This window comes from Micromonospora sp. DT233 (assembly GCF_049841815.1).
Classification (GTDB): domain Bacteria; phylum Actinomycetota; class Actinomycetes; order Mycobacteriales; family Micromonosporaceae; genus Micromonospora.
Genome location: NZ_JBNCLB010000002.1, coordinates 58,879 through 83,893 on the forward strand (window position 1 = coordinate 58,879; position 25,015 = coordinate 83,893).

Sequence of the window (25,015 nt, forward strand, 5' to 3'; positions counted from 1 at the left end):
ACATTCGTTGTATAGACGTCATGTGTCGTTTAGTCTGAGCTCATGTTGATCGAGGTGTGGGCGGACGTGGTCTGCGCGTGGGCGTACATCGGCAAGCGGCGACTTGAGCGGGCGCTGGCCGGCTGGTCGGGGCCGGCGGTGCGGGTGCAATGGCTGCCGTACCGGATCGACCCGACCGCCCCGGCGACGGCCGAGCCGCTCGACGAGGCGCTGCGCGACCCGGTGGTCGACGGCGCGCTGCGGCACTGCGCGCCCGGCCTCTCCCCCGCCGAGAACCGGGTCCGGGTCTCCCGGATCGCCGCCGAGGAGGGGTTGGGGCCGCGCTGGGGGGCGGCATGGCGGACGTCCAGCCACGACGCGCACCGGCTGATCGCGGCCGCGTACCGCGACGGCGGCCCGGCGGCCCAGGACGCGGTGGTCGAGCGGGTGCTGCGGGCGCACTTCGTCGAGGCGGCCGACATCGGCGACCCGGCGACGCTGGCGGGGATCGCCCGGGCCGCCGGGATCGCCCCGCTCCCGGCCGGGGCCGGCGACACCGAGCTGCGCGAGCTGCTGCTGCGGGGCCGCGCGGTCGGCGTACGCACCTCGCCGACCCTCGTGGTGGGCGGCCGGGCGCTCGCCGGGGCCCAGCCCCCCGAGGTGATCGCGCAGTTCCTCCACGCGGCGGCCGGCGACCCGCCCCGGCGGGTGCCGCCCGAGGTGCAGCGGCTCCGGCAGGCCGAGTCGCTGCTCGACCAGGGCGACCCGCTGGGCGCGCTCACCCTGCTCGATGCGCTGCTGAGCGCGCACGGCGACGACCGGGGGGTGCGACTGCTCGCCGCCCGCGCGTACGTCGCCTCGGCGTCTCTCGGCCGGGCCCGCGCGGCGCTGGAGCGGCTGGTGGCCGAGGAGCCCGGCGACGCCTACCTGCGGCTGCTGCTCGGGCGGGTGCTGCGCCGGCAGGGGCACCCCGAGCAGGCCGCCGGGCAGCTGCGCCTGGCGGCCGCGATGGCCCCGGCGTACGACTGAGCGCCGCGCCGCGCCGCGCCGACGGGCGCGGGCCGCTCGAGCGGGTCGCCGATCCGGCGGGACGCGGCCGGTGCGGGCGAGCGGGACGCGGCCGGCGCGGACGAGCGGGACGTCGTCCGCGCCGGAGGCGTTGACCTGGGGCCGCGCGCCTTCTGCGAAGCTGAGGTGGTGAGCGACCCGGAGGGGATCGAGCTGTCGGCCACGCTGCGCCGCATCGAGCGGGCGGCGGGGGCGCTGGCGTCGGCCAGCGTGGCCCGGATGGACGAGACGCTGCCCTGGTTCCGGACCCTCCCGGCCGACCAGCGCGCCTGGGTGATGCTGGTGGCCCAGGCCGGCGCGCAGTCGCTGGTGCAGTGGCTGCGCGACGGCGGCGGCACGCCCGACAGCACCCAGGAGGTCTCCGACGAGGTCTTCGCCACCGCGCCGCAGGCGCTGGCCCGCTCGATCAGCCTCCAGCACACGGTGGCGCTGATCAAGGTGACCATCGGGGTGGTCGAGGAGCAGGTCGCCACCCTGGCCGCCGAGGGCGAGGAGCAGCAGCTCCGGGAGGCGGTGCTGCGCTTCTCCCGGGAGATCGCCTTCGCCGCCGCGCGGGCGTACGCGCGGGCCGCCGAGTCGCGCGGCGCCTGGGACGCCCGGTTGCAGGCCCTGCTGGTGGACGCGTTGCTGCGCGGGGAGACCCCCGACGTGCTGGCCAGCCGCGCCGCCGCACTGGGCTGGTCGGACGCCCCGCCGGTGGTGGTGGCGGTGGGCCGCTCCCCCGGCGGCGAGGTGGCCGCCGTGCTGCACACCGCGTCCCGGCTGGCCCGGCGGATCGGCCTCGAGATGATCGGCGGGGTGCACGGTGACCGGCTGGTGATCGTGCTGGGCGGGGCGGAGGCACCCCTGGCCGCCGCCGGGAAGCTGCTGCCCGCGTTCGGCGACGGCCCGGTGGTGGTGGGCCCGGCGGTGCCGAGCCTGGACGAGGCGACGGACTCGGCCCGCGCCGCGCTGGCCGGGTTCCGGGCGGCCCCGGCCTGGCCGGCCGCGCCGCGCCCGGTGCCGGCGGCGGACCTGCTGCCCGAGCGGGCCCTCGCCGGCGACGCCGAGGCCCGGCGGCTGCTGCGCCACGACGTGTACGCCCCGCTGGCCCGTTCCGGTGGCGAGCTGCTGGCGACCCTGGATGCGTTCTTCGCCGCCGGCGGGACGCTGGAGAGCGCCGCCCGGACGCTGTTCGTGCACCCCAACACGGTGCGTTACCGGCTGCGGCGGATCGCGGAGGTGACCGGGTTCTCGCCGCTGACCGCGCGGGACGCGTTCGCCCTCCAGGTGGCGCTCACGGTGGGCCGGCTGGACCCGGTGGCACCGACGACGCAGAAACGGACTGCGACCACCTCAGACCGCTAAATCATCACAAAAATATGATCATGTCCACCGATTTTTGTCGGGTTCCTCCAAAGGTTCTAGTGTGGTTTGGTGCCGGTCGGTAGCGTCTTGACCCCCGGACATCCGGAAGAGTCATATCCGTGCTCGCCGTACTCTCACCCGGACAGGGTGCCCAGAAGCCCGGCTTCCTGACACCCTGGCTCGACCTGCCCGGCGCCGAGGCTCGCCTGCGCTGGTGGTCGGCGCTGGCCGGGGTCGACCTGGTCCACCTCGGCACGGCCGCCGACGCCGACGAGATCAAGGACACCGCCCGTACCCAGCCGCTGCTGGTCGCGGCGGCGCTGCTGGCCGCCGCGCACCTGCCGATGCACGACGTCGCCGTCACCGCCGGGCACAGCGTCGGTGAGCTGGGGGCGGCGGCGCTCGCCGGGGTCGTGTCCGCCGAGACCGCGATCGCCCTCGCCGGGGTGCGCGGCCGGGAGATGGCCGCGGCCTGCGCCCTGGAGCCGACCGCCATGGCCGCCGTGCTGGGCGGCGACGCCGACGAGGTGCTGGCCGCCCTCGACACCCACGGGCTCGCCCCGGCCAACCGCAACGGCGCCGGGCAGATCGTCGCCGCCGGGTCCCTCGACGGGCTGGACAAGCTCGCCGCCGAGCCGCCGACGAAGGCCCGGGTGGTCCGGCTGAAGGTGGCCGGCGCGTTCCACACCCTTTACATGGCGCCGGCCGAGGCCACGCTGGGCGCGGTGGCCGCCGGAATCGTCCCGGCCGACCCGCAGCGGATCCTGCTGTCCAACCTCGACGGCACGGCGGTCGGCCACGGCCGGGAGGTGGTGCGGCGGCTGGTCCGCCAGGTCACCTCGCCGGTCCGCTGGGACCTCTGCATGCGGGCCCTCGCCGACCTCGGTGTCACCGGGATCATCGAGCTGCCGCCGGCCGGCACCCTCGCCGGTCTGATCAAGCGGGAGCTCAAGGAGTCCGGGGTCCCCGAGCTGGTCACCCTGAACACGCCCAAGGACCTGCCGGCCGCCCGCGACCTGATCGCCCGGCACGGCACCGCCCACGGCGCGACCCACGCCCACCCGCCGGCCGCCCGGCTGCGGGTGGTGGTGGCGCCCGCGGCGGGTGCCTTCGCGCCGGCCGAAGGGCTGGTCGAGGGCGAGCCGCTGCGCACCGGGCAGGTGATCGGTCACATCACCACCGGGCAGGGCCCGGTCCAGGTGACCGCGCACGACAGCGGACTGCTCACCGAGTGGTTCGCGCACCACGACGACCCGGTCGCCCCGGGCCAACCGCTCGCCCGAATCGGGGGTCAACACTGATGACTGGCAGCCGAATTCTGGCGCTGGGGCACTACCAGCCCTCCCAGGTCGTCACCAACGACGACATCGCCAAGATCGTCGACACCAACGACGAATGGATCCGGGACCGGGTCGGCATCGTCAGCCGCCGGATCGCCGTTGACGAGACGGTGGTCGACATGGCGACGGCCGCCGCCGGCAAGGCCCTGGCGAACTGCGGCCTCACCGCCGCCGACATCGACCTGGTCGTGGTGGCCACCTGCACCGCGATCGACCGCAGCCCCAACGTGGCCTGCCAGGTCGCCGCGCGGCTCGGCATCGTCGCGCCGGGGGCGTACGACATCAACACCGCCTGCTCCGGCTTCGGGTACGCGCTGGGCACCGTCGACCACGCGATCCGGGCCGGTGCCGCGCGCAACGCGCTCGTCATCGGCGCGGAGAAGCTCTCCGACATGATCGACTGGACGGACCGCTCCACCTGCATCATCTTCGCCGACGCGGCCGGCGCCGCGGTGGTCACCGCGACCGCCGAGGGCGAGCCGGCCGGGATCGGCCCGGTGGTCTGGGGTTCGGTCCCCGACAAGGGCGACGCCGTACGCATCCAGGGCTGGCGCCCCTACCTCAAGCAGGAGGGCCAGACGGTCTTCCGCTGGGCCACCACGGCGCTGGCCCCGCTGGCCCTGCAGGCCTGCGAGCGCGCCGGGGTCGCGCCGTCGGAGCTGGCCGCGTTCGTGCCGCACCAGGCCAACGCCCGGATCATCGACGGCATCGCCAAGCGGCTCGGCCTCACCGACGCGATCGTCGCGAAGGACATCGTCGAGTCGGGCAACACCTCGGCGGCGAGCGTCCCACTGGCCCTGTCCAAGATCGTCGAGCGCCGGGAGGTGCCCTCGGGCGCGCCCGTGCTGCTCTTCGGATTCGGCGGCGGCCTGACCTACGCCGGTCAGGTCATCCGCTGTCCCTGACGTCCGGCCCCACCGGGGCCGGTTCGCCCGCCGCCGGCGCACGTCGCGCGGCGAGTCCCATCATCGAGAGGAACGCACCAACCATGACCCGTGACGAGATCACCGCCGGCCTCGCCGAGATCCTCGAAGAGGTTGCCGGGGTGAACCCGGACGACGTGGCCGAGGGCAAGTCCTTCACCGACGACCTCGACGTCGACTCGCTCTCCATGGTGGAGGTCGTGGTCGCCGCCGAGGAGAAGTTCGGCGTGAAGATCCCCGACAACGAGGTGCAGAACCTCAAGACCGTCGGCGACGCCGTCAGCTTCATCGAGGCGCAGTCCTGATCATGTCCTACTCCGACGTCGTCGTCACCGGGCTCGGCGCGACCACCCCGCTGGGCGGGGACGTCGCGTCGACCTGGGACGCCATGCTCGCCGGCCGCTCCGGGGTGGGTCCGCTCACCCAGGAGTGGGCCGCGCAGCTGCCCGTCCGGATCGCCGCGCAGCTCGCCGTCGACCCGTCCGAGCTGCTCGACCGGGTCAAGATGCGCCGGCTCGACCGGTCCGAGGCCATCGCGATCATCGCCGCGCGGCAGGCCTGGGCCGACTCGGGTCTGGCCGATTCCGGGCTGGACCCGGAGCGGCTGGCCGTCAGCGTCGGCTCCGGCATCGGCGGGGCCACCACCCTGCTCGCCCAGGACGACATCCTGGAGGCGTCCGGCCCGCGCCGGGTCTCCCCGCACACCGTGCCCATGCTGATGCCCAACGGCCCCGCCGCCTGGGTGGGGCTCGAGGTCGGGGCGAAGGCCGGGGTGCACGCCGTGGCCAGCGCCTGCGCCACCGGCGCGGAGGCGCTCGCGCTGGGCCTGGACATCATCCGCTCGGGCCGGGCCGACGTGGTGGTGGCCGGCGGCACCGAGGCGATAATCCACCCGCTGCCGATCGCCGGCTTCGCCGCCATGCGGGCCATGTCGACCCGCAACGACTCCCCGGAGCAGGCCTCCCGCCCGTGGGACCGGGGCCGGGACGGCTTCGTCCTCGGCGAGGGCGCGGGCGTGCTGGTCCTGGAGCGGGCCGAGCACGCCGCCGCCCGGGGCGCCCGGGTGTACGCACGGCTGGCCGGCGCCGGCATCACCTCCGACGCGTACGACATCGTGCAGCCGCACGCGGAGGGCGAGGGGGCGATCCGGGCCGTCCGCAAGGCGCTCGCCGACGCCGACATCGCCCCGAGGGACATCGTGCACGTCAACGCGCACGCCACCTCGACCCCGGTCGGGGACATGCTGGAGATCGGCGCGCTGCGTACGGCGATCGGCGACCACCCGGTGATCACCGCCACCAAGTCGATGACCGGCCACCTGCTCGGCGCGGCCGGCGCGTTGGAGTCGATCGCCACCATCCTGGCCATCCGCGACGGCGTCGTCCCCCCGACGATCAACCTGGACGACCCGGACGAGGGGCTCACCATGGACGTGGCCGCCCACAAGCCGCGCCACATGGAGATCCCCGCCGCGCTGAACAACGCGTTCGGCTTCGGCGGGCACAACGTGGCGCTCGTCTTCACCCGGCCCTGACCTCGGCCTGGCCTGGAGAGACCCACGTGGGCAGCACCCCTGGAGGCGGCACCTCGGCGGTCGACCAGCGCGACCCCGAGGGCCGGCTGCGGGCGCTCTTCGACGCCGGCACACTGCGCCCGGTGGGCCCCCCGGATGCCTCGGGGGTGCGCTGGGCCCGGGGCCGGATCGACGGCGTGGCGTCCGTGGCGTACGCGACGGACGCCAACCGGATGGGCGGCGCGATGGGTGCCGAGGGGTGCCGGCACATCGTCGACGCCATCGACACCGCCGTCCGCGAGCGGCTGCCGGTGCTGGGCCTCTGGCACTCCGGCGGGGCCCGGCTGGCCGAGGGCGTGGTCGCCCTCGACGCCGTCGGGCAGGTCTTCGCGGCCATGGTCCGCGCCTCCGGCCGGGTGCCGCAGATCTCCGTGGTGCTCGGCCCGGCGGCCGGCGGCGCCGCGTACGGTCCGGCACTGACCGACATCGTGGTGATGAGCGACGCGGGCCGGATCTTCGTCACCGGGCCGGAGGTGGTCCGCCGGGTGACCGGCGAGGAGGTCGACATGGCGCGCCTCGGCGGCCCCGAACCGCACGGGCGGCGCTCCGGGGTGGCCCACCTGACCTGCGCCGACGACGCCACCGCGCTGGCCGGCGCGCGCACCCTCGCCGCGCTGCTGGGCCGCCAGGGCCGGCTCTGCCCCGACGACGCGGCCCGCACCGGGGACGGCCGCGACCTGGCCGCGACGGTGCCGGCCGAGCCCAACCGGGCGTACGACGTCCGGCCCGTGGTCACCGCGCTGCTGGACGCGCCCGGCGTGGAGCTGCATGCCCGGTGGGCCCCGAACGTCGTCACCACGCTGGGCCGCTTCACCGGCCGGACGGTCGGCGTGGTCGCCAACAACCCGCTGCGCCTCGGCGGCTGCCTCGACGCGTCCGGCGCCGAGAAGGCCGCCCGGTTCGTGCGGATGTGCGACTCGCTCGGGGTGCCGCTGATCGTGCTGGTCGACGCCCCCGGCTACCTGCCCGGCCTGGGCCAGGAGTGGGACGGGGTGGTCCGGCGCGGCGCGAAGCTGCTGCACGCGTTCGCCGAGGCCGTGGTGCCACGGGTGACCCTGGTGACCCGCAAGGCGTACGGCGGCGCGTACATCGCGATGAACTCCCGGTCGCTCGGCGCGACGGCCGTCTTCGCCTGGCCGGGCGCGGAGGTCGCGGTGATGGGGGCGGGTGCGGCGGTGAACATCCTGCACCGCAAGCGGCTCGCCGCCGCCCCGCCCGAGGAACGCGAGGCGCTGCGCGCCCGGCTGGTCTCCGAGCAGCTCCGCGTCGCCGGCGGGGTCAACCGGGCCCAGCAGATCGGCGTCGTGGACGAGGTCATCCCCCCGTCCCAGACCCGCCACCGCATAGCCAATGCCCTAGCCACCGCCCCCACAGCCCGAGGCGCCCACAGCAACATCCCCCTCTAACCACCCCACCCCCACCCCCACCCCCACCCCCACCCCCACCCTCGCCCCCACCCCCGCCCTCGCCGTCGATCATGGACTTGTGGTGCCGGAACGGCGGCATTCACGGCCTTTGTCCCCCGCCACAACTCCATGATCGACGAGCTGGGGGCGGGGGCGAGTGGGGGGCGGGCGGGGGCGGGTGGGGGGTGGGGGGTGGGGGTTAGGGTGGGGGTTGCCGGAGTGCTAGGAGTGCAGGCCGTGGAAGCGACCGAGATTCGTAAGCTGGCCGCACTTGAGGGCGCCCACTGGTGGTACCGGGAGCGGCGGGTGCTGCTGGCTCGGGCGCTGCGGCGGCTGGCCGCCGCCGGTCACCGCCCCGGGCGGGCGCTGGACGTCGGGGCTGCCGGCGGGGGCAACACCCGGGTGCTGCGGGCGCACGGCTGGCGGCCGGTGGCGCTGGAATACAGCGCGGAGGGCGCCGGGGTGGCCCGGGAGCGGGGCCTCGACGTGATCCGGGCCGACGCCCGGCATCTGCCGTTGCCCTCGGCGAGCCTGGGCCTGGTGACCGCGTTCGACATCCTCGAGCACGTCGACGAGGACCACCTCGCCGCCGCCGAGATCCGCCGCACGCTGCGGCCCGGCGGCGTCGCGCTGATCGCCGTACCGGCGGACATGGCGCTCTGGTCGGCGCACGACGTGGCGGTCGGGCATGTCCGGCGCTACGACCGGGCGGCGCTGCGGGCGGTGGTGGAGCAGGCGGGGCTGGTCGTCGACGAGCTGTGGAGCTGGAACGTGCTGCTGCGGCCGGTGGCGGCGTGGCGGCGGCGCAGCTCCACCGGCAGCGACCTGGACGAGCTGCACCCGGCGGTCAACCTGGGGCTGCGCACCGTCGTGGCCGCCGAGCGGTACCTGCCGGTGCGGTCGCTGCCCGGCGTGTCGCTGATGCTGCGCGCCCACCGCCCCCCGGGCTGAGCCGCAGCACGCCCACCGTCCACCCCGGTGCGCCGCACGCACCGATCCGCAGCACGCCCGCCGTCCACTCCGGTGCGCGGCACGCACCGATCCGCAGCACGCCCGCCGTCCACTCCGGTGCGCCGCACCGGTGCGCCGCCCGGGGACGGCGTCGGTCGCGGGCCGGTCGGCAACCGGTGCGTCCGCTACGATCCAGCGGCCGTCCGGTGTGCAGCGGGCGCGCGACGATCGCAGGGGAAGTGGACACGGTGTTCCGACGTACGGGGGCGGCCCTGATGTCCGCATTGGTCCTGTTGACGGCGGCCGGCTGCGCCGACGGCGGGTCGGGGCCGACAGCGGCCCGCGCGGCGGCGCCCGGCGCGTCCGGCGTGGTCTCCGGGCCGCCCTGGTACGACGAGGTGGCCCCGGCGCGGGCCGCCGGCACCGTGGGGGCGGGGCGCAGCGCCTGCCAGCTGCCGATCACGTTCTCCGTGCCGGCCCGCTGGGTGGCCGAGCCGGTCGACGACGGCTCCGCGATGACCCTCGGCGGGTCCCGGCTGCGCTGCGAGGTCGACGCGAAGCCGGCCGGGAACGTGGGCTTCCTGCGGGTCTGGGCGGCCGAGGAGGGGACCCTGGACGTGCGCGCCTCGCTGGAGGACTTCCTCGCCGAGCACGGCCGGGTCAGCGAGATCGAGTACCGGCACGTGCGGCGCGGCCCGCTGGACCTGGTGGAGGCCACCTATCTGCAGCGCAACGAGCTCAGCGGCGGCCCCAACCGGCAGCGGGCGTTGGCGGCGCAGACCCCCGGCGGGGCGATCCTGCTGACCTTCGGTGGGATGGACACCGGCGAGTTCGAGGCGATGTTCCCCGCGTACCAGCTCGCCACGAGCACCGTGCGGGCCACCACCCGCTGACGGGGGTCGCGGGCCGCACCCGACACGCGCTGGGTCGCGGGCCGCACCCGACACGCCGCGGGGCCGGGACCGTCGCCGGCGTCAGGGCCGGGCCGGGGGTCGGGGTTCGGCGGAGATGCCGTGTTCGATCGCGTCGAAGGCCCGGCGCAGGCGCTGCCGGTGGGCCGCCGCGATGTCGGCGAGGTCGTCGCCGCCGAGCCGGCGTCGGACGGTCGCGACGACGACCACGCGGTACGCGGCGACGACGAGCCCGGCGAGGAGCGCGGCGTCGCCGGTGAAGCGCCTGTCGGATGCGAGTTCCTCGGCCAGCGCCACCTCGACCTCGTGCTCGAACACGCGGAGCCGGGCGATCACCGTCGGGGCCGCCACGACGATCCGCAGGAACGGCTCGATCCCCTCAGCCAGGACGGAGAGCCCGTGCCGTTCCTCGGCGAGGGCCAGCAGGGTCTGCCGGATCGCGGTCACCGGGCCGACGTCGTCCGCCCGCTCGCGCACGGCGGCCCGCGCGATCTCGACCACGTCGGGGAGACGGTCGAGCAGCAGGTCCTCCTTCTTCGCGAAGTGCGCGAAGACGGTCACCTTCGACACCCCGGCCGCGGCAGCCACCTCGGCGATCGTGACGTCGTCGAAGCCGCGCTCCAGGAACAGGCCGGTCGCGACGTCGGCGATGTGCGCCCGGGTCCGCGAGCCGCCCCGGTCTCCTCGATTGGGCATGTACACGAACTCCTCGGCGCGCTAGCCTTACTCGGTAAGCTTACCCGGTAAATATACCCGGGTGGGTCTCACGGCAGAGACTAGACGCACCCCCTGGAGGCACACCGTGTCCACTCCCGTCACGATCATCGGCGCCGGCCTCGGCGGGCTCATGCTGGCCCGCGTCCTGCACCTGCACGGCATCCCCGCGACGGTCTACGAGGCAGAGACCTCCCCCACCGCACGCACCCAGGGCGGCCTGCTCGACATCCACGACCACGACGGCCAACTGGCCCTGCGGGAGGCCGGCCTGGCCGAGGGGTTCCGCCGCCTCGTCCTCGCCGGCCGGCAGGCCAGCCGGTTCCTCGCCCCCGACGGGACCGTCCTGGCCGACCAGCCCGACGACGGCACGGGCGGCAGCCCCGAGATCCTCCGCGGCGACCTGCGCCGGCTCCTGCTCGACTCCCTCCCGCCCGACACCATCCGGTGGGGCCACCGGGTCAGCGACGTGGCCGCCCTCGGCGATGGCCGCCACGAGGTGACCTTCGCCGACGGCGGCACGGTCGTCACGAGACTGCTGGTCGGCGCGGACGGCGCCTGGTCCCGGGTCCGGCCGCTGCTCTCCGGCGCCGCCCCCGAGTACACCGGCATGTCGACCGTCGAGACCTACCTGTTCGACAGCGACGCCCGGCACCCCGCCACTGCGAAGGCCGTCGGCCACGGGGCGATGTACGCGCTCGCCCCGGGCAAGGGCCTCCTGGCGCACCGCGAGCGGGGCGGCACCCTGCACAACTACGTGTTCGTCACCGCGCCGCAGCCCTGGTTCGCCGCCATCGACTTCACCGACGCCACCACGGCCGCCGCCCGGATCGCGCGGGAGTTCGCCGGTTGGGCCCCCGAGCTCACCGCGCTGATCACCCACAGCGACACCCCGCCGGTCCTGCGCCCCCTCTACGCCCTGCCGGTCGCGCACCGCTGGGACCGGGTGCCCGGGGTGACCCTCCTCGGCGACGCCGCCCACCTCACAGGCCCGAACGGCCAAGGCGCCAACCTGGCCATGTACGACGGCGCCGAGCTCGCCAAGGCCATCGCCGCCCACCCCGACGACGTCGAAGCCGCCCTCGCCGATCACGAGCGGGCCATGTTCCCCCGCAGCGCCGAGGCCGCCGCCGACGGCATCCGAACCCACCAGCTCCTCTTCGGGGCCGGCACGCCCCACGTCCTGCTCGGCACGGACACCGACGACCGGCAGCCCTGACGAGCCCCCACCGGCCCTGGTGGGCCGGCGCCCGACGGGTCAGGAGCCCGGCGGCAGGGCGGGCCGGCCGGCCGCGGCGGCGAGCGCGTAGCTGACCGCCCCGTGCAGCACGGCGCGGTCGCCGAGCACCGCCCGGCGTACGTCGGTGCTGCTCGGCGCGGCGGCGGCGACCAGGCCCTGCAACCGGTCGACGGCCGCGTCGTCGAGCTGCGCGGCGGCCCCGCTGAGCAGCACCCGGCCGGGGTCGACGACGCAGACGCAGGAGACGATCAGCCGTGACCAGGCGGTCAGCACCTCGTCGAGGTACCCGGCGGCCCGCGCGTCGTCGCGGGCCAGCTCGACCAGCGCGGCCACCGGGGCGTCCGGCCGCCGCCCGGGGGCCAGGGCAGCCACCCGCTCGGCGACGGCGCGCTCGGACCAGCGGGCCTCGAACGGGCCGATCCCGTCGTGGCCCCGGTCGGCCGGGTCCAGCGGCAGGAAGCCGACCTCCCCGGCCGCCCCGCCCGCGCCCCGGCGGACCCGGCCGTCGAGGACCAGGCCGGCGCCGATGCCGTCGGCGACGTGCAACAGCAGCAGGTCGGCCACGTCGGCGCCGGCCCCGGCCGCGTGCTCGCCGGCCGCCATCAGGTTGACGTCGTTGTCCACCACCACCGGCACGCCGAGGTGCCGCTGGACGGCCTGCCCGATCGGCCGGCCCTCGACCAGGCCGACCGAGGGTGCCAGCCGCACCGCCCCGCCGGAGGAGACGCCGGGGGCGGCGATGGCGACCCCGCGCAGCGCCGACAGGCCCTCGCCGGCCAGCTCCGGCACGCAGCGGCAGATGGTCTCGGTGATGTCGCCGGTGAACGGGACGGCCCGGTGGGCGACCACCGTGCCGTCGCTGTCGGCGATCTCGCAGTTGATCCGGGACGGCTCCAGCGACACGGCGGCGACCAGCTCGGCGCGCGGGTTGAACTCCAGCATCGCCCGGGGGCGGCCGGTGCGGGACGCCCCGGGCCCCCGTTCGATCAGGTACCCCTCGGCGATCAGCTCGCGCACCAGCGGGGTGAGCGTGGCGGGGCTCAGGCCGGTGAGCTCCGTCAACTGGACGCGGGAGAGCATCCGCACCTGGCGGGCGGTGGAGATCACCGAGGACCGTTTGATTCCCTTGGACCGTTCCCGGCTCACCGGGCTCGTGGGTGGCGTCACCACGTCAGTCACACTTCCTTCCTGCGGCGGTGCACCAACTATGGGGCTCCGGTGCGACACCGCGCCTCCCCCGGAGCCCCCTGCCGGCAGAACCGCCCGTCAGCGCAGGCGGTAGACGGCCAGTCGGGCATTGGTGTGGCGCAGCTCCGCCAGCGTGGCCAGGGCCGGCGACTCCGGGGCCACCGCACGGTCGACGACCAGCCAGCGCACGCCGTAGGCGTCCCGCAGCCGGGCCAGGCCGGCGGCGGTGGGGGCGGTGAACGCCTCGTCGTTGGCCCGCAGCCGCTCGGCGTCCCAGAACGGCGCGTACGGGCCCTCGGGGCGGCCGACCATCCGGGGCGCGAACGCCCACCCCTCCACCAGCACCGACCGCTGGGCGTACCCGCTGAGCCAGAACGACCGGGCGTCGCACCAGCCGTCGACCACGGCCCGGCAGTGCGCGTTGGTGGCGAGCACGTCGTCGGGGTCGCTGTGCGCGTACACCCAGCGGGCGGCCGCCACCCGCGACGCCGGCATCCGCTCCGCCGGGTACGCCCCGCCGTTGGGGAACCGGTGCGCGGCGGCGGCGTCGGACACCAGCCCCGGCGCGCCCGCGACCAGGGCGGCGGTGAGCAGCACCGCCGGGCCCCGGCCGGCCAGCCCCGGCCACCGCCGGATGAGCGCCGGCCAGCAGAGCTGCACCGCCAGCGCCACCGCCAGCAGCACCGCCGCCCAGGTCAGCAGCGGCAGCACCGACTCGTACGACGGGGTGGGCGGCGAGGTCGCCGGGAAGCGCAACTGGACGGCGGTGAGCAGCACGGCGAACCCGGCCGCCCCCGCGCCGAGCAGCGCCCGGCCCCGCGCGCCGAGGGCGGCGCGGTCCAGCAGCTCCACCCAGCCCCAGCCCGACAGGAGCACCCCGAACGCGAAGCCGGCGCGGGTGAAGTACTGGTTGCTGCTGCCCGGGTGCCCGACCAGCAGGTAGATCGCCGGGCCGGCGAGCGCCCCGCCGAGCAGGAACACCTGGACCGGCTCCGGCCGCCAGCGGCGCAGCCGCAGCAGCACCACCGCCCCGGCCAGCCGGAGCTGGAGGTTGAGCAGGAACGCCACGAACGTCAGCGCCCAGAGCAGCGCGGTCGTCCCCGCCGCCCCCGGTTGGACGTACGGGCGCAGCCCGGAGAACGGCTCGACGGTCACGCCGTGGCTCTCGAACGCGAAGAGCACCGCCGTGGCGAAGAGCTGCGCGGCCAGCGCCAGCCCGGCCGCCGCCAGCACCGCCCGGGGCAGCCGGCGGCGGACCGCCAGCCAGAGAGCCGCGGTGAACGCCAGCGCGGCCAGCACCACCGGCACCGAGCTGGCCTTCGCCCCGGTGGAGGCGGCCAGGAACAGGGCCGCCAGCACCCACGCGCCGCGCCCCAACGCCGGCACCGTCGACCCCCGGGCCCGGCCGACCAGCTCACCCAGCGCCGCCAGCAGCGGCAACAGCAACACCCAGCTGTACGTCATCGACGGGCTGCCCCAGACGATGAAGGTGGCCTGGGTGCCGAAGAGCTGCCGCAACCCGTTCTCGTAGCCGAACTCGCCGACGGTGAACATCAGCGCGGCGGCGGCCACCCCGGCGTACGGGCGGCCGCTGATCCGCCAGCCGACCACCGCGACCAGCACGGCGGCCAGCGCGCAGAGCGTCGGCACGCCGAGCCGGAAGAAGACCGTCGGCAGCTCCACGCCGCTGATCAGGCTCCCCGCCGCGAGGTGCGCGAAGCCGAACCAGTGGTAGTGCAGCGGCTCCCCGGCGACCTGCGGCACCTGCAGCGGCGCCTGATGGGTGGCCGCCCCGGCGAGCGAGAGCTGGAACGCCAGGTCGATGTACTGCGCCTGCCCCTCGTCGGCGGGCAGCACCGGGTTGACCCGCAGGAACGAGGCGTACAGGTAGAGGGTGAAGCCGGCGACCACCCCGGCCAGCGCCCAGGCCCACCCGATCGGCACCGGGGCGTAGCCGGTGACCCGCCAGTGCCGGCGCAGCCGGGGCACGGCCGCGAACGGCACGAGCACCGCCAGCGGCCAGAGCCAGAGCAGCTCCGCCGCCCCGGCGGCGGTGAACATCGCCCAGCCGGCCAGCTCCAGCACCAGGCCGACGGCCGCGCCGAACGCCAACTCCTCGACCAGGGTGTGCGGCCGGCGGCGCAGCGCCCGGAAGACCAGCGTGCCGGGGAGCAGCACGGCCAGCAACAGGTAGCCGGTCCACCGGAGCAGGTCGGTCGGGGCGGTGCCGGTGCCGAGCAGGGCGGCCGCGATCACGGCGTAGCCGGCGACGGCGGGGGCGTACCGGGCGGCGGCCGACCGGGCGGACCCGGCGGTGTGGGACCGCTCGGCGGTGGCGAGCGCGGTCACCGGAGGCTGTCGGCCAGCTCGGCCCGCCCGGCGGTCCCGGCGGGCGCGGCGGCGGTGTCAGTGGCGCCTGCGGTGTCAGCGCCGGCGCCGGCGTCGGTGTCGGTGTCGGCGGCCACGAAGTACGCCGGGCGGGCCTGCACGGCGGTGTAGATCCGGGCCACGTACTCGCCGAGCAGGCCGAGGCAGAGCAGTTGCACCGCGCCGAGGAAGAGCACCGCCACGTAGAGCGAGGGCCAGCCGGTGACGGTGGCCCCGGCCAGCCAGGCGAGCACCGCCACCACCACCAGCACCGCGCAGACCACCACCCCGGCCAGCCCGAGCCAGGTGGCCATCCGCAGCGGCGCGGCGGAGAAGCTGGTGACGCTCTCGGCGGCCAACCCGACCATCCGCGACAGCGGGTACTTCGTCCGGCCGGCCGCGCGTTCGGCACGCTGGAAGGCGACCTCGCCGCTGGGGAAGCCCAGCCAGGGCACCACCAGCCGCAGCACCGGGCTGCGCTCGGGCAGCTCCCGCAGCGCCTCCACGGCGGCCCGGCTGAGCAGCCGGAAATCGCCCGCGTGGGCGGGCACCTGGGTGCCGACCAGCCGCCGCATGAGCCGGTAGTAGCCGGCCGCGGTCCACCGCTTGAACCGGGTGTCGCGGCTACGGTCGGCGCGGACCCCGTAGACGACGTCGAGGTCGTCGGCGCGGGCCCGACGCAGCATCTCGACGATGACCTCCGGCGGGTCCTGCAGGTCGGCGTCGATGCTGACCACATGCGCCCCCCGGGCCCGCAGCAGCCCGGCGACCAGGGCCGCCTGGTGGCCGCTGTTGCGGCGCAACCGCAGCACGCGCAGCTGCGGCCAGCGGGCGCGCAGCCCGGCCAGGCCGGCGGCGGTGCCGTCGGTGCTGCCGTCGTCGACCACCAGCACCTCGTACGGCTCGTCGAGGGCGTCGAGGACCGCCCGCAGTCGCCGGGCCAGCAGCGGCAGCACACCGGCCTCGTTGAACATGGGCACCACGACGGACAGCGCCGGCTCCGGTCGGGTCACGGGGCTGGCCTCCGTCTCCTGCTCGGGCTGCGACAGCCGCACGCTACCAGCCGGGCCGAGACCCGAACGGCCCTCCGGAGCCACCCACCTGTCAGGCGTCGCAGGTGGTCGCGGGGAGGCACACCGTCAGGTGTCGCAGGTGGTCGCGGGGAGGCCGGAGACCCGTACCGGCGCGCGGCCGGCGGGGCGGGCCTTGCCGGCGAGCACGTTCGCCAGCGCCGTCATCGACGCCCGGCTGGAGGAGTACGTGGCCAGCAACGTCGGCGACTTCGCCCCGCCCAGCACGTACGGGGTGTCCATGGCCACGGTCACCGCGGCGTCGCCGCGCAGGTCGGACGCGCCGTCGCCGTACCCGACGAGGTGCACCTTCGTGCCGCCGCTGGCGACCACCTTCACCCCGGCGGCGGTGAGCGCGTCGGCCAGCAGGCCCCGGGTGGCCTCCCGGCCGCCGGAGGAGGTGACGGTCACCGGCCCGCGTACGCCGCCGGTGCAGGAGCCGCGCAGCACGGTCACCGCGCCGGCGGCGAGGGCCTCGGCGGCCTGCCGGTGTTCCGGGCTGTTCAGCGTGGACATCGCCGGGGCGGGCCGCTCGGCCAGGGTGAACTTCATGGTCAGCACCCGGGTGGCCGCCTCGACCAGCCGGGCCCGGGGCAGCGAGCCGTCGCGCAGCGCGGCCAGCAGACCGTCGTACGCCTGGCCGACGTGCGGCGGCATCAGGATCAGGTCGTTGCCGGCCTTGAGGGCCCGCACCGCCGCCTCCCCCGGCCCCCAGCGCTTGGCGGGGGCCATGTTCATGCCGTCGGTGATCACCACGCCCTTGAAGCCGAGCTGACCGCGCAGCACGTCGGTGAGGATCTTGCGGGAGAAGGTGGCCGGGGTGCCCTTGTCGATGGCGGTGACGTCGAGGTGGGCGGACATCACGGCCAGCGCCCCGGCGTCGATGCCGGCGGTGAAGGGCGGGAACGCGGTGCGGTCGAGCACCTTGCGGCTCTGCGGGATCACCGGCACGTCCTGGTGCGAGTCGGTGGGGCTCAGGCCGTGCCCGGGGAAGTGCTTGACGCTGGCCGCCACCCCGGCGCTCTGCAACCCCTTGACCGCGCCGGCGACCTGGGCGGCGGCCCGCTTGGGGTCGGCCCCGAAGGAGCGGGAGCCGATCACCGCGCTGCGGGTGACCAGCACGTCGGCGACCGGGGCGAAGTCCATGTTGATGCCCATCGCGGCCAGCTCGGCCCCGGCGGCCCGCCAGGCCGCCTCGGTCAGCGCCGGGTCGCCGGCCGCGCCGGCGGCCATCGGGCTGGGCAGCAGGGTCACCCCCTTGGTGATCCGGTTGACCACGCCGTGCTCCTGGTCGGTGCCGATCAGGAAGGGCGCCGCGCCGGTGGGGAGCTTCCCGGCGGCCTCGTTCAGGCCGGTGGTCAGCTCGCGGACCTGCTCGGGGTCGTCGACGTTGGTGGTGGCCTGGTTGCCGGCGGTCGGGTCGTCGGCGCTGAAGCCGACCAGGATCAGCCCGCCGAGCCGGTACTTGCTGATCATCTCGGCCGGGGTCTCCACCCCGGCGAGGGCGCGGTTGCCGGCGGCGGAGCCGCCCGAGACCTTCGTCGCCGAGCTGCCGTAGGCGTACGGCATCAGCACCTGGCCGACCAGGTCGGCGTCGGCGAGGGTCCCGACCAGCGCGGCGGCGCGCTCGGCCGGGCCGGCTGCGGTGGGGGCGGCCGACGCGCTCGGGGCGGCGGCGGAGGCGCTGGCCGACGGGATGGGGCGGGGCTGCTCCGGCTCCGACGTGCATCCGCTGACGAGCACGGCGGTCAGGGCGGCGAGCGCGACGCCGGCACGTCGCGGGGTAATCGACACGGCATCCATCCCACCAGTTCCCCCCTTATCGGGGCAAGTCAGGCCCGGAACCGGGCCCGATCGTGGTCGGCCCTGGGTGGGACGCCTGCGGGGCCCGGTTCAGCCGACCCGGGTGAGCAGGGTCACGGGGGCGCCGTCGCCGGCGTACCGGTAGGGCTCCAGCTCGGCGTCCCACGCGGTGCCCAGGGCCTTGTCCAGGGCGTGCGCCAGCGCCTCCGGGGCCCGCGCGGCGGCCATGATGGCGCGCAGCCGGTCCTCGCCGAGCTGGATGTCCCCGGCCGCGCCGACCGTGGCCCGGAACAGGCCTCGGCCCGGCACGTACATGAAGCGTTCGCCGTCGACGCCCGCGCTCGGTTCCTCGGTCACCTCGAAACGGATCATGGGCCACTGCCGGAGGGCAGCAGCCAGCTCGGCGCCCGTCCCCGGGCGACCGGTCCACCCGCACTCGGCGCGGCGCGCGCCGGGCTCGACGGGCTGGCCCGTCCACTGCAGGTTGACCGGCGCGACGAGGACGCGCGCGATCGCCCACTCGACGTGCGAGCACACGGCGAGCGGGGTCGAGTGGACGTATACGACGCCACGCGTTGGCACGGTGACCTCCCGGAGAGCGAGGTGCGTCTTCCCCTACGACCTCGACCACCGAGTGGTTGTTGGAACACATGATGACTGGTGTGACGGATGGTGCGCCAGGGAATCGGCGAATTCGTCGCGGCGCAGCCTGGGAGCCGTCGGCGGGCCCCGGGCGGAATGCCCGGCCGACCTGCGTGGTTGTCTCCTCGTGACAGGCACGGTGACCAGCCAGGCATCGGGGTCGTGTAAAGTTCACCCGGCGGCTTGTTGCCGCGCACAACTTCGGCGGGGCCGACGCTCCTCATCGGGCATCCCCCGTCACAGCCCCCGGACGTTACCGTCCTCCCGTACGTCTCAAGGAGTACCTCCGTGGCGAGCAACACCTCAAAGACCGCGCGCGCGTCAGTCCGGGCCGGCCAGGCTGGCCAGGGTGGCGCCCTCAGCGTGCTGGGCGAGTTCAAGTACCTCATCCCCCTCAACGGCGGCAAGCACGCCTACGTGCGGAACCTGACCAACGGCAAGACCGCGCACCTGCGCACCGACTCCGACGCCTTCGTCGAGGAGATCCGGGTGCTGGCCGCCGCCGGCCACGCCGCCAAGATCCGGGCCGAGCTCAACACCCTGGCCGAGGCCCACCCGGGCCAGGGCTGGGACGCCACCGAGAAGCGCCTCGCCGAGGCCGGCGTCTTCGGCGGCTGAGCCCGCCCCTGTCGCGACACCACGACCGCCCGCCGGGACCATCCCGGCGGGCGGTTCGTCGTCTCCGCCCGGCGGCGAATCTTCCCCGCAAGGCGGTTGATGTGCTGTTCTGACGGGTAGCCCGTGTCGTCACCGGGTCATCCGGTGACGAAGTTCTTGCGGCTACCCGGAGGGGAGGCGGCGATGCCGGAACGGACCGAGGTGCGGCTCCCCGACGACGTGCGGCTGCACGTCGAGGCGTCGGGGCCGCCGGAGGCCGAGGTCACCGCGGTCCTGCTGCACGGCTGGACGCTGGACGGGCGCAGTTGGCACCGCCAGCGGGCCGCGCTGCGGGAGCTCTTCGGCGACCGGGTGCGGGTGGTCGCGTACGACGCCCGGGGGCACGGCCGGTCGAGCTGCATGGCGCTGCGCACCGCCACCCTGGCCCAGCTCGGCGACGACCTGGCCGCCGTGCTCGACGCGGTCGCCCCGACCGGGCCGGTGGTCCTGGTCGGGCACTCGATGGGCGGCATGACGATCATGGAGTACGCGCACCACCATCCCGATCGCTTCGCCGCCCGGGTGGCCGGGCTGGTCTTCGTCTCGACCACGGCCGAGGGGCACGCCCACACCCTCTACGGCCTCCCACCGCGAATCGCCCGGTTGATCCGGTTGGCCGAGACCACCGGCGCGGGGGTGCTGGCCCGGTGCGGCGCGTGGCGTCCGCCCCGGGCCCTGCTGCGGGCCCTGCGGCCGAGCATCCGCTGGCTGCTCTTCGGCGACCGCTGCGACGCCACCGACATCCGCCTGGTCACCTCGGCGGTGGCCCGCGCGTCGCTGCGCTCGATCGGCGGTTTCCGGGCCTCGATCGGCACCCAGCACCGGCTGGAGACCCTCGCCGCGCTGGCCCACCTGCCGGCGGCGGCGCTGGTCGGCGACCGGGACCGGCTGACCCCGCCGCCGTGCGCGGAGTCGATCGCGGCGGCCCTGCCGGCGACCGAGCTGACGGTCTGCCCCGGTGCCGGGCACATGCTGATGATGGAACGGCCCGGCGAGGTCAACGGGGCCCTGGCCGGCGTGCTGCGCCGGGTGCTCGGCGCCGCCCGCCCGGCAACCGTCGCCCCGGCCTGACGGGCATCCGCTCGGGTCGGCCGAGCGCGGTTCACCGGGGGCCGTGGACGTGGGCGGGATCGCCCCGACGGCATGGCCCCGCGTCCCGGCCGGCCGGTGGCCGTACCCTCTGCGGTTAGCCTGGCGCGCGGCCCGCGCTCCGGCGCGGCCGTTCGCCGCCGTCTGCGAGGAGCATCTGCGTGACCGACCGGACCATCCTGGAGCAGGAGATCAGCGTCGAGCAGCGGCATCTGGACCGGGTGTACGCGCGCCTCGCCGAGCTGCGCCGCTCGGCCGCCCAGGCGGAGCAGGACGGCTACCGGATGGCCCGGGTGGGCACCTTCGGTGCGCTGGTGGAGCGGGACGCGATGGTGTTCCACGCCGCCCGGCGTCGGCACGTGCTCGACGCCGAGCACGAGGGGCTGGTCTTCGGCCGGCTGGACCTGCGCGACCGGCAGGTGCTGCACGTCGGGCGGCTCGGCGTGCGCGGGGAGAACGCGGAGACGCTGGTGGTGGACTGGCGGGCCCCGGCCGCCGCCGCCTTCTACCAGGCCACCCCGGCCCAACCGCTGGGCGTGGTACGCCGGCGCACCATCTCCTCCTCGTCCGAGCGGGTCACCCGCATCGAGGACGACCTGCTGGACCCGGCGGCGGCCCCGGCGGACATGGCGGTGGTGGGCGACGGGGCGCTGCTGGCCACCCTGTCCCGGGCCACCGGGCGGGGCATGCGGGACATCATCGCCACCATCCAGCGCGAGCAGGACGAGGCGATCCGCTCCCCCGCCTCCGGGGTGACGATCGTCTCCGGCGGGCCGGGCACCGGCAAGACGGCGGTCGCCCTGCACCGGGCGGCGTACCTGCTCTACTCCGACCGCAGCCGGTACGCCGGCGGCGGCATCCTGGTGGTCGGCCCGTCGGCGGTCTTCGTGCAGTACATCGCCTCGGTGCTGCCGTCGCTGGGTGAGGAGACCGCGACCCTGCACTCGCTGGGTTCGCTCTTCCCAGGGATGAGCGCCACCCGCACCGATCCGCCCCGGGTGGCGGCGGTGAAGGGGTCGCTGCGGATGCGGCAGGTGCTGGAGCGGGCGGTCCGCGACGCGGCGCCGGGCGGCCCGGAGGAACTGCGCCTGCTCTACCGGGGCGGGTTGCTGCGGCTGGACCTGCGGGAGCTGGACGCCATCCGGGAGCGGGCGCTGAGCCGGGGGGCCCGCCGCAACGAGGCCCGCCGGGCCGGTTTCGACGGGGTCTTCGCCGCGCTCTGGGGGCAGGCCCGGCGGGTGGGCGTGCGCGGCCTGCCCGACCAACGCGCGTTCGAGAGCGAGATCGCCGAGCGCACCGAGTTCCGCGAGTTCCTGAAGGCGTGGTGGCCCCGGCTGCACCCCCGGCACGTGCTGGGCTGGCTGGCCCGTCCGGACCGGCTGCGCCGCTACGCCGGGGGGATCCTGTCCCGGGCGGAGATCGACCTGCTGGTCGAGGCGTACCGGACGCTGGACGACGAGGGGCTGACGATCGCCGACATCGCCCTCATCGACGAGCTGGACGCGCTGCTGGGGCAGCCGATGCGGCCGAAGCGGACCAACCGGGACCCGTTCCAGCTCGCCGGGGGCGTGCGCGAGCTGAGCACGCAGGCCGACCGGCAGCGGGTGGCCCGCGACGCGGCCCGGCAGCGCCCGGAGGACTACCGCGAGTACGCCCACGTGGTGGTCGACGAGGCGCAGGACGTCTCGCCGATGCAGTGGCGGATGATCGGCCGGCGCGGCCGGTTGGCGTCCTGGACGGTGGTGGGCGACCCGGCGCAGACGGCGTGGACCGGCGCGGAGAGCGAGCTGACCCGGGCCCGCGACCAGGCGCTGGGCCGGCGTCGCCGGCAGCAGTTCGAGCTGACCACCAACTACCGCAACTCGGCGGAGATCTTCGCGGTGGCGGCGGCGGAGATCCGCCGGCTCTACCCGGACCTGGCGCTGCCCCGCGCGGTGCGCTCCACCGGGGTGGAGCCGGTCGCGCTGACCGTGGCACCGGCCGAGCTGGAACGGGCCACCGTCGCGGCGGTCACCGCGCTGCTCGGCGAGGTGGAGGGCACGGTCGGGGTGGTCACGCCGGTGCCGCGCCGCGACGAGGTCGCCGGCTGGCTCGCGGGGCTGGTCGCGCCGCGCCTGCAGGTGGTCACCAGCCTCCAGGCCAAGGGCATGGAGTACGACGGGGTCGTGCTGGTCGCCCCGGGCGAGATCCGGGCCGATCCGGGCTCCGGGGTGCGGACGCTCTACGTGGCGCTGTCGCGGGCCACCCAGCGCCTCACCACGATCGACCCGACGGACTGACCCGGCGTCGCCGAGGGGCCGATATTGCTTGCACACATTGCGATGTGAGCATACATTGGGCCCGGTCCGGCTCGGGGACGGAGGGTGTCGGCGTGGGCGCAGGTCATGACCACCACCACGGCTCGGCGGCCACCGCCTCGGACCGCCACCGAGGGCGGCTCTGGGCCGCCTTCGCGCTGCTCGCCGCGCTGATGCTGGTCGAGGCGGTGGCCGCGTTCGGCACCGGCTCGCTGGCCCTGCTCTCCGACGCCGGGCACATGTTCACCGACGTGCTCGGCATCGGCATGGCGCTCGCCGCGATCACCGCCACCCGACGCGCGGGCGCCGACCCGCAGCGCACCTTCGGGCTCTACCGGCTGGAGGTCCTCGCCGCGCTCGGCAACGCCGTCCTGCTCAGCGGCGTGGCCGGCTACGTCCTCGTCGAGGCGCTCCGCCGCTTCGGCGACCCGCCCGAGGTCTCCACCGGCCCGATGCTCGCGGTCGCCGTGCTGGGCCTGCTCGCCAACGTCGCCGCGTTCGCCCTGCTGCGCGACGGGGCGAAGGAGAGCCTGAACCTGCGCGGGGCGTACCTGGAGGTGCTCGGCGACCTGCTCGGCTCGGTCGGCGTGATCGCCGCGGCTGCCCTGATCTGGGTCACCGACTGGTGGTGGGCGGACCCGCTGGTGGCCGTCGCGATCGGCGTGTTCATCCTGCCCCGCACCTGGCGGCTCGGGCGGGCCGCGGTGCGCATCCTGGTCCAGGCCGCCCCGGAGCACCTCCAGGTGACCGCCGTGCACGACCGGCTGGTGGCGGTGCCGGGCGTGGTCGAGGTGCACGACCTGCACGTCTGGACGCTGACCTCCGGCATGGAGGTGGCCTCCGCCCACCTGATGACGGCGTCGGACGCGGAGGTGGGCGCGGTGCTCACCGAGGCCCGCACCGCCCTGCGCGAGGACTTCCACATCGAGCACGCCACGCTCCAGGTGGAGCCCGGGGCCTCGGCGGGACCCTGCGGACCGTCCGGATGGTGATACCCGCCGGCGGCGGATCGCGTGGAGTATCGTACCTTTATGCCGGTTTTATGGGTTTTGATCCCGACACCATCCGTAACGGGTGCAGCGCGAGCCCCATGGGCACCGGTAGGCTCTGATCCGGCCTCCGCCGGGCGGCGCCCATCGGCGCCTGCGGTGGCCGCCGCCTAATCGCCGCAGGGCGAGCCGGGGAACCAGGTCCGTGGGGTGCATCCGCGTGAGCGGTAGGGATCTTCCGTCCCGAACCCGTCAGCTAACCCGGTCGGCGGCTGACGGAAGGACGTACACATGCCAGTAGTGACACCCGCACGAACCACCACCGCCCGGATGGCGGCGTTGCTGGTGGCGACGCTCGCCGTCGGCCTCGGGCTCGGGCCGGTCGCCCCGGCCGGCGCGGCACCGCCCGCCACCCGGCACGCCGCCGCACCCGAGCAGGACGTCGAGGGCGGCACACCCGCCCTGCGCGCCCAGCTCGAGGCGGCCAGCAAGGGCTGGCTGGAGGCCAAAACCGCCCTGGCCCGCTCGGTCAAGCGCCAGCAGCAGCTCGACGGCCAGCTCAAGACGACCGAGGCGGAGCTGACCGTGCGCAGCGCCAAGGTCGACGAGATCGCCGCCGTGGCGTACCGGTCGGGCCGCCTCGGCCCAATGGCGGCGCTGCTCAACAGCTCCACCCCCAAGGGCTTCCTCGACCGGGTCGCCGCGCTCGACGCGGTCGCCACCAACGAGGACCGGGCGCTGCGCGACCTGATGCAGACCCGCGACCAGGCCGCCGCGACCAGGCTGGCCCTCGACGGCGAGATCCGCGAGCAGCGCAAGCAGGTCACGATGATGGGCAAGCGCAAGGAACAGGCCGAGAAGGCGCTCACCGTGGCCAACCGCAAGGCCGCCACGACCCAGAGCGGCGGGTCGAACCGGGGCACCTCCAACACCAACGCCACCCCGGCCAAGCGCAACTCCGACGGCTCCTGGCCCTCGGAGTCGTGCAGCGTCAACGACCCCACCCCGGCCAGCGGCTGCATCACCCCCCGCACGCTGCACGCGCTCAAGCAGGCCCAGGCCGCCGGCTTCACCCGGTACGTCTCCTGCCACCGGCCCAGCGGCTCCGGCGAGCACCCCAAGGGGCGGGCGTGCGACTTCGCGGCCCAGAAGGACGGCTTCGGCGGGGTGGCCTCCGGCGGGGACCGCACGTACGGCAACAACCTGTCGGCGTACTTCATCCGCAACGCCGACCGGCTGGCCGTGCTCTACGTGATCTGGTTCCGGCAGATCTGGCTGCCCAGCAGCGGCTGGAAGTCGTACAGCGGGGGCAACGGTGACCCGTCCAGCGACCACACCAACCACGTGCACCTGTCGGTGATCTGACCCGCACCCCCGGTGATCCGCCCGTGCGCGGCGGGTCACCGGGGCGGGTCGCCGACGGGCTGGGTCGGCAGGTCGCTGCGGCTCAGGCCCCGGGCC

21 protein-coding genes and 1 riboswitch are annotated in these 25,015 nt (G+C 75.5%); of the genes, 15 read left to right on the top strand and 6 right to left on the bottom strand.

All coding sequences use genetic code 11. The features are described 5' to 3' along the window. The first annotated feature begins 42 nt into the window (after positions 1–42). The 9 genes from ACLQ2V_RS04405 (at position 43) to ACLQ2V_RS04445 (ending at position 9,480) form a co-directional block, all read left to right on the top strand. A complete protein-coding gene (locus ACLQ2V_RS04405) occupies positions 43–1,008 on the top strand; it encodes a DsbA family protein (RefSeq protein WP_425717063.1) in 966 nt (321 codons plus the stop codon). A 168-nt stretch (positions 1,009–1,176) separates the two neighbouring features. Then, positions 1,177–2,394 carry a PucR family transcriptional regulator gene (locus ACLQ2V_RS04410; RefSeq protein ID WP_425717064.1) on the top strand — a complete coding sequence of 406 codons (1,218 nt, stop codon included), beginning with the start codon at positions 1,177–1,179 and terminating at the stop codon, positions 2,392–2,394. Between the two features lie 119 nt (positions 2,395–2,513). Beyond that, positions 2,514–3,695, top strand: coding sequence for an acyltransferase domain-containing protein (locus ACLQ2V_RS04415; RefSeq protein WP_425717065.1), 1,182 nt, complete (start codon positions 2,514–2,516; stop codon positions 3,693–3,695). Continuing rightward, positions 3,695–4,639 (top strand): beta-ketoacyl-ACP synthase III, encoded by a 945-nt coding sequence (locus ACLQ2V_RS04420; RefSeq protein WP_425717066.1) that lies wholly within the window; start codon positions 3,695–3,697, stop codon positions 4,637–4,639. The genes ACLQ2V_RS04415 and ACLQ2V_RS04420 overlap by 1 nt, the downstream gene beginning before the upstream one ends. 83 nt (positions 4,640–4,722) lie before the next feature. Next, entirely contained in the window at positions 4,723–4,962 is a 240-nt protein-coding gene (locus tag ACLQ2V_RS04425; protein ID WP_334485728.1) for an acyl carrier protein, read from the top strand. A 2-nt stretch (positions 4,963–4,964) separates the two neighbouring features. Next, positions 4,965–6,191, top strand: coding sequence for a beta-ketoacyl-ACP synthase II (gene fabF, locus ACLQ2V_RS04430; protein ID WP_425717067.1), 1,227 nt, complete (start codon positions 4,965–4,967; stop codon positions 6,189–6,191). Between the two features lie 26 nt (positions 6,192–6,217). After that, positions 6,218–7,636, top strand: a complete 1,419-nt coding sequence (locus ACLQ2V_RS04435) for an acyl-CoA carboxylase subunit beta (protein WP_425717068.1) — start codon at positions 6,218–6,220, stop codon at positions 7,634–7,636. Positions 7,637–7,873: 237 nt separating this feature from the next. After that, entirely contained in the window at positions 7,874–8,587 is a 714-nt protein-coding gene (locus ACLQ2V_RS04440) for a class I SAM-dependent methyltransferase (protein ID WP_425717069.1), read from the top strand. A 275-nt stretch (positions 8,588–8,862) separates the two neighbouring features. Then, a complete protein-coding gene (locus tag ACLQ2V_RS04445) occupies positions 8,863–9,480 on the top strand; it encodes a lipoprotein (protein WP_425717070.1) in 618 nt (205 codons plus the stop codon). Between the two features lie 81 nt (positions 9,481–9,561). On the opposite strand, the gene ACLQ2V_RS04450 is transcribed toward ACLQ2V_RS04445, so the two are convergent. Continuing rightward, a complete protein-coding gene (locus ACLQ2V_RS04450) occupies positions 9,562–10,194 on the bottom strand; it encodes a TetR/AcrR family transcriptional regulator (protein WP_425717071.1) in 633 nt (210 codons plus the stop codon). A gap of 106 nt (positions 10,195–10,300) precedes the next feature. On the opposite strand from ACLQ2V_RS04450, the gene ACLQ2V_RS04455 reads away from it, so the two are divergent. After that, the gene (locus tag ACLQ2V_RS04455; RefSeq protein ID WP_425717072.1) at positions 10,301–11,431 is read left to right on the top strand and encodes an FAD-dependent oxidoreductase; all 1,131 of its coding nucleotides are present in this window, start codon (positions 10,301–10,303) and stop codon (positions 11,429–11,431) included. Positions 11,432–11,470: 39 nt separating this feature from the next. Here ACLQ2V_RS04455 and ACLQ2V_RS04460 read toward each other — a convergent pair whose 3' ends face one another. The 5 genes from ACLQ2V_RS04460 to ACLQ2V_RS04480 form a co-directional block, all read right to left on the bottom strand. After that, the gene (locus ACLQ2V_RS04460) at positions 11,471–12,631 is read right to left on the bottom strand and encodes an ROK family protein (RefSeq protein WP_425717073.1); all 1,161 of its coding nucleotides are present in this window, start codon (positions 12,629–12,631) and stop codon (positions 11,471–11,473) included. Positions 12,632–12,718: 87 nt separating this feature from the next. Continuing rightward, positions 12,719–14,989 (bottom strand): hypothetical protein, encoded by a 2,271-nt coding sequence (locus ACLQ2V_RS04465; protein WP_425717074.1) that lies wholly within the window; start codon positions 14,987–14,989, stop codon positions 12,719–12,721. Continuing rightward, the gene (locus ACLQ2V_RS04470) at positions 14,986–16,062 is read right to left on the bottom strand and encodes a glycosyltransferase family 2 protein (protein ID WP_425717075.1); all 1,077 of its coding nucleotides are present in this window, start codon (positions 16,060–16,062) and stop codon (positions 14,986–14,988) included. The genes ACLQ2V_RS04465 and ACLQ2V_RS04470 overlap by 4 nt, the downstream gene beginning before the upstream one ends. Positions 16,063–16,146: 84 nt before the next feature. Further along, positions 16,147–17,880 (bottom strand): glycoside hydrolase family 3 protein, encoded by a 1,734-nt coding sequence (locus tag ACLQ2V_RS04475; RefSeq protein ID WP_425717076.1) that lies wholly within the window; start codon positions 17,878–17,880, stop codon positions 16,147–16,149. A gap of 90 nt (positions 17,881–17,970) precedes the next feature. Continuing rightward, entirely contained in the window at positions 17,971–18,462 is a 492-nt protein-coding gene (locus ACLQ2V_RS04480) for a DUF3145 domain-containing protein (RefSeq protein WP_425717077.1), read from the bottom strand. 348 nt (positions 18,463–18,810) lie between these two features. Between ACLQ2V_RS04480 and ACLQ2V_RS04485 the strand changes: the two genes are divergently transcribed. The 5 genes from ACLQ2V_RS04485 to ACLQ2V_RS04505 all read left to right on the top strand — a co-directional run bounded on the left by ACLQ2V_RS04485 (position 18,811) and on the right by ACLQ2V_RS04505 (position 24,919). Continuing rightward, complete coding sequence (locus ACLQ2V_RS04485; RefSeq protein WP_425717078.1) at positions 18,811–19,140, top strand: hypothetical protein; 330 nt, start codon at positions 18,811–18,813, stop codon at positions 19,138–19,140. Positions 19,141–19,323: 183 nt separating this feature from the next. Beyond that, the gene (locus tag ACLQ2V_RS04490; RefSeq protein ID WP_425717079.1) at positions 19,324–20,250 is read left to right on the top strand and encodes an alpha/beta fold hydrolase; all 927 of its coding nucleotides are present in this window, start codon (positions 19,324–19,326) and stop codon (positions 20,248–20,250) included. Between the two features lie 179 nt (positions 20,251–20,429). Next, positions 20,430–22,547, top strand: a complete 2,118-nt coding sequence (locus ACLQ2V_RS04495; protein WP_425717080.1) for a HelD family protein — start codon at positions 20,430–20,432, stop codon at positions 22,545–22,547. Between the two features lie 92 nt (positions 22,548–22,639). Then, positions 22,640–23,557: a cation diffusion facilitator family transporter gene (locus ACLQ2V_RS04500; RefSeq protein ID WP_425717081.1), complete on the top strand. Its 918-nt coding sequence runs from the start codon at positions 22,640–22,642 to the stop codon at positions 23,555–23,557. A gap of 154 nt (positions 23,558–23,711) precedes the next feature. Further along, positions 23,712–23,841: riboswitch (cyclic di-AMP (ydaO/yuaA leader) on the top strand. A gap of 4 nt (positions 23,842–23,845) precedes the next feature. Beyond that, positions 23,846–24,919, top strand: a complete 1,074-nt coding sequence (locus ACLQ2V_RS04505; protein ID WP_425717082.1) for a coiled-coil domain-containing protein — start codon at positions 23,846–23,848, stop codon at positions 24,917–24,919. Positions 24,920–25,015 lie beyond the last annotated feature (96 nt).